Origin of the sequence: Streptomyces sp. NPDC059853 (assembly GCF_042731495.1) — a bacterium.
In the GTDB taxonomy this organism is placed as follows: domain Bacteria; phylum Actinomycetota; class Actinomycetes; order Streptomycetales; family Streptomycetaceae; genus Streptomyces.
Window position 1 is genome coordinate 1 of the sequence record NZ_JBHWJL010000365.1, and the last position, 4623, is coordinate 4623.

General features: G+C 71.3%; 3 protein-coding genes. 2 read left to right on the top strand and 1 reads right to left on the bottom strand.

Annotated features, from left to right (window positions below; translation table 11 throughout):
* Positions 1 to 140 precede the first annotated feature (140 nt).
* A complete protein-coding gene (locus ACFV5N_RS24965; RefSeq protein ID WP_385603961.1) occupies positions 141 to 614 on the bottom strand; it encodes a TraR/DksA family transcriptional regulator in 474 nt (157 codons plus the stop codon).
* Between ACFV5N_RS24965 and ACFV5N_RS24970 the strand changes: the two genes are divergently transcribed.
* A complete protein-coding gene (locus ACFV5N_RS24970; RefSeq protein WP_385603964.1) occupies positions 586 to 1164 on the top strand; it encodes a hypothetical protein in 579 nt (192 codons plus the stop codon). The genes ACFV5N_RS24965 and ACFV5N_RS24970 overlap by 29 nt on opposite strands.
* Positions 1165 to 1296: 132 nt before the next feature.
* On the top strand, positions 1297 to 4440 hold the full coding sequence (gene ileS, locus ACFV5N_RS24975) for an isoleucine--tRNA ligase (protein ID WP_385603967.1): 3144 nt from the start codon (positions 1297 to 1299) through the stop codon (positions 4438 to 4440).
* Positions 4441 to 4623 lie beyond the last annotated feature (183 nt).

Consider the following 4623-nt stretch of genomic DNA (forward strand, 5'->3'; position numbering starts at 1 on the left):
CTCCGGTGCCGTCTCTTCCTTCTCCGGACGCTCCGGAGTGGAGGAATCTTCGGGTGTCTCGATGGTGCGCTCCGCCTCGCTCACACGTTGAGGGTACGACACGGTGCGGTCCGATCACCCGACCACCGGCCCGCCGTCCCTCAGAGCCGCCGTTCCTGCCGCTGCTTGTCCTCCACGCACAGGGTGGCGCGGGGGAACGCCTGCATCCGGGCCTTCCCGATCGGCTTGCCGCACACCTCGCACGTGCCGTACGTCCCGGTGGCCAGCCGGTCGAGCGCCTTCTCCGTCTGGTAGAGCATCTCGCGGGCGTTGGCCGCCAGCGCCAGTTCGTGCTCGCGGGTGATGTTCTTCGACCCGGTGTCGGCCTCGTCGTCCCCGGCGCCGTCACCGGAGTCCCGCATCAGTCCGGCCAGCGAGTCCTCGGACGCGGCGATCTCCGCCCGCAGCCGCTGCGCGTCCTCCGCCAGGCCCTGCCGCGCCTCGGCCACCTCCTCCGGTGTCCACGGATCCTCACCCGGGCGGACCGGCAGTTCCCCGGCGCTCGCGGGCCGGGCGGCGGGCACCGCGGCGGAGGAGTCCTCCACCGTGTCCCTCGTGCTGTTCTTCGCAGCCACCTTCTTGGCTCCTGTCCCGTCCGTCGTGGACTTCTCGGCCGTCTTCTTCGCGGTCGTCTTCTTCGCCGGTTTCTTCGCCGTCTTCTTCGCGGGTGCCGCTTTCCCGGCCGGCTGCTCCGCCGTCTTCCCCGGCGTCGTCTGCGTCGTCTCGGACGTCGATGTCTTCTCTGACCCGTTCCCGGACCCTGCCGGTGTGTCCTCCGGCGGGTCCCCGGCGGTGTCGCTCGCCACCATCACGGCGGCCCCTTCACATAGTGTGATCGTGCTCGCGCATTGTGACCGGAACGATAAGTCGACCCCGGGTGAGCGGCAACGAGGACGCGCCGATCCCTCTGCGTTGTGCCCCGCCCGGCCCCCGGATAACCGGTCGTTCGTGCTTCTCGCGGCCCCGTACACTGGGCGCAGCGAAAGGCGTGGATGGGGACGAGTAGCGCTGTCCGGCAGCCGTCAGCGACCCGGGGACGGTGTGAGCCCGGGGGCGTGCGGCAGCGTGAAGATCACCCCGGAGCCGCCGGAAGAAAGCCCGCCCCAACCCCGGGCGGGCGAGTAGACCCGGCATCGCGGCCCAATGAGGGGGCCGAGGCAGCGGCAGCCACCGCGCCCCGGCCAAGGAGGGTGGTACCGCGGGCGCCCGAGCCGGGCTCTCGTCCCTCCGACGGAGATCAGTGTGTCCGCCGGAGGAATGCCGATGACGCAGTACCGCCCCGTGCCGGCCCAAGTCGATCTGCCCGCGCTCGAACACGCGGTCCTCGACTTCTGGCGCGAGAACAAGACGTTCGACCGCAGCCTGAAGCAGTCGGAGGGCCGCCCCGAGTGGGTGTTCTACGAGGGCCCGCCCACCGCCAACGGCATGCCGGGGGCCCACCACATCGAGGCCCGGGTCTTCAAGGACGCCTTCCCCCGCTACCGCACGATGCGCGGCTACCACGTCAGCCGCAAGGCCGGCTGGGACTGCCACGGCCTGCCGGTGGAGCTGGCGGTGGAGAAGGAACTGGGCTTCACCGGCAAGCAGGACATCGAGGCCTACGGCATCGCGGAGTTCAACGCCAAGTGCCGCGACTCGGTCACCCGGCACACCGACGCCTTCGCCGAGCTGACGACCCGCATGGGCTACTGGGTGGACCTCGACGCCGCCTACCGCACCATGGACCCCGAGTACATCGAGTCGGTGTGGTGGTCCCTGAAGGAGATCTTCTCCAAGGGCCTGCTCACCCAGGACCACCGGGTGGCCCCCTGGTGCCCGCGCTGCGGCACCGGTCTGTCGGACCACGAGCTGGCCCAGGGGTACGAGACGGTCGTCGACCCCTCCGTCTATGTGCGGATGCCGCTCACCTCCGGCCCGCTGGCCGGGGAGGCCGCGCTGCTGGTGTGGACGACCACGCCCTGGACGCTGGTCTCCAACACCGCCGTCGCCGCCCACCCGGAGGTCACCTACGCGGTGGCCACCGACGGCACCGAGCGGCTGGTGGTGGCCGAGGCCCTGCTGGGCAGCGCGCTGGGCGAGGAGTGGCGCCCCACCGGGCAGACCTTCACCGGCGCCGAGATGGAGCGCTGGACCTACCGGCGCCCCTTCGAGCTGGTGCCCTTCGAGCAGGACGCCCACTTCATCGTCAACGACACCTATGTCACCACCGAGGACGGCACCGGCCTGGTCCACCAGGCGCCCGCCTTCGGCGAGGACGACCTGCGGGTCAGCCGCGCCTACGGCCTGCCGGTGGTCAATCCGGTCCGCCCGGACGGCACCTTCGCCGAGGACGTCCCGCTGGTCGGCGGCCAGTTCTTCAAGAAGGCCGACGAGGCCCTGACCGCCGACCTCGATCAGCGCGGCCTGCTCTTCAAGCACCTCGCCTACGAGCACAGCTATCCGCACTGCTGGCGCTGCCACACCCCGCTGCTGTACTACGCACAGCCGTCCTGGTACATCCGCACCACCCAGGTCAAGGACGCCCTGCTGCGGGAGAACGAGAAGACCACCTGGCACCCGGACTCCGTCAAGCACGGCCGGTTCGGCGACTGGCTCAACAACAACATCGACTGGGCGCTGTCCCGCAACCGCTACTGGGGCACCCCGCTGCCCATCTGGCGCTGCGCCGAGGACCACCGCACCTGCGTCGGTTCGCTCGCCGAGCTGAGCGAGCTGACCGGCACCGACCAGTCGGGCCTGGACCCGCACCGCCCGTACATCGACGAGATCACCTTCCCCTGCACGGCCGAGGGCTGCTCGCTCACCGCCACCCGGGTCCCGGAGGTCATCGACGGCTGGTACGACTCGGGCGCCATGCCGTTCGCGCAGTGGGGCTACCCGCACCGCAACCGCGAGGAGTTCGAGAAGCGCTACCCGGCCCAGTACATCTGCGAGGCCATCGACCAGACCCGCGGCTGGTTCTACACCCTCATGGCCGTGGGCACCCTGGTCTTCGACCGCAACTCCTACGAGACGGTCGTCTGCCTGGGCCACATCCTCGCCGAGGACGGCCGCAAGATGTCCAAGCACCTGGGCAACATCCTGGAGCCCATCCCGCTCATGGAGCGGCACGGCGCGGACGCGGTGCGCTGGTTCATGGCGGCCGGCGGCTCGCCGTGGGCGGCCCGCCGGGTCGGGCACGGCACCATCCAGGAGGTGGTGCGCAAGACGCTGCTCACCTACTGGAACACCGTCGCGTTCCAGTCGCTGTACGCGCGCGCCGCCGGCTGGGCGCCCTCGGACGCCGACCCGGCCCCCGACGCCCGCCCGCTGCTGGACCGCTGGCTGCTGAGCGAGCTGAACGCCCTGGTCGACATGGTCACCAAGGCCATGGACACCTACGACACCCAGCGGGCCGGCAAGCTGATCTCGACCTTCGTCGACGATCTGTCCAACTGGTACGTGCGCCGCTCCCGCCGCCGCTTCTGGCAGGGCGAGCCGGCCGCGCTGCGCACCCTGCACGAGGTGCTGGAGACCGTGACCCGGCTGATGGCCCCGCTGGTGCCGTTCATCACCGAACGGGTCTGGCAGGACTTGGTGGTGCCGGTGACCCCGGGCGCGCCGGAGTCGGTGCACCTGGCGTCCTGGCCGGACGCCGACCTGTCCCGGGTGGACGCCGATCTGTCGCAGGACATGCTGCTGGTGCGCCGGCTCGTGGAGCTGGGCCGGGCCACCCGTGCGGAGTCCGGGGTGAAGACCCGGCAGCCGCTGTCGCGGGCGCTGGTCGCGGCCCAGGGCTTCGAACTGCTCGGTGACGATCTGCGGGAGCAGATCGCCGAGGAGCTGAACGTGACCGGGCTCGCGGCGCTCTCCGACATGGGCGGTTCGCTGGTGGACACCACGGCGAAGGCCAACTTCCGTGCGCTGGGCCGCCGGTTCGGCAAGCGCACCCAGCCGGTGGCGCAGGCGATCGCGGCGGCGGACGCCGCCGAGTTGTCGGCGGCGCTGCGGGCGGGCACGGCGGCCGTCGAGGTCGAGGGCGAGCGGATCGCGCTCACTCCGGAAGAGGTCATCATCACCGAAACCCCGCGCGAGGGCTGGTCGGTGGCCTCGGACACCGGTGCGACGGTGGCGCTCGACCTGGAGATCACCCCGGAGCTGCGCCGGGCCGGTATCGCCCGCGACGTCATCCGGCTGGTGCAGGAAGCCCGCAAGAACAGCGGTCTGGAGGTCACCGACCGGATCGCGGTGCGCTGGCGCGCCACCGATCCGGAGGTGACCCGGGCGCTGGCGGACCACCAGGCGCTGATCTCCACGGAGGTCCTGGCGACGGACTTCGCCGAGGGCGACCCGGTCGAGGAATCCGGGGCGGCGTTCACGGACGAGGAGCTGACGCTCACCTTCCACCTGCACCGCGTCTGACACCGTCCGGTGGACGGGGGCGCTCCGCCCGGAGTGTCCCCGTCCGCCGGGGCGGCCGGTGCGCGCGCACCACGCACGAGGCGGGGCCCCGACTGCGGTACGGGCCCCGCCGCGATGGGGGTGATATGGCGACGTGTCACGCCAGGGGCGTCCCCGGGAGTTTTCGTCCTCGGCGAAAAGGAA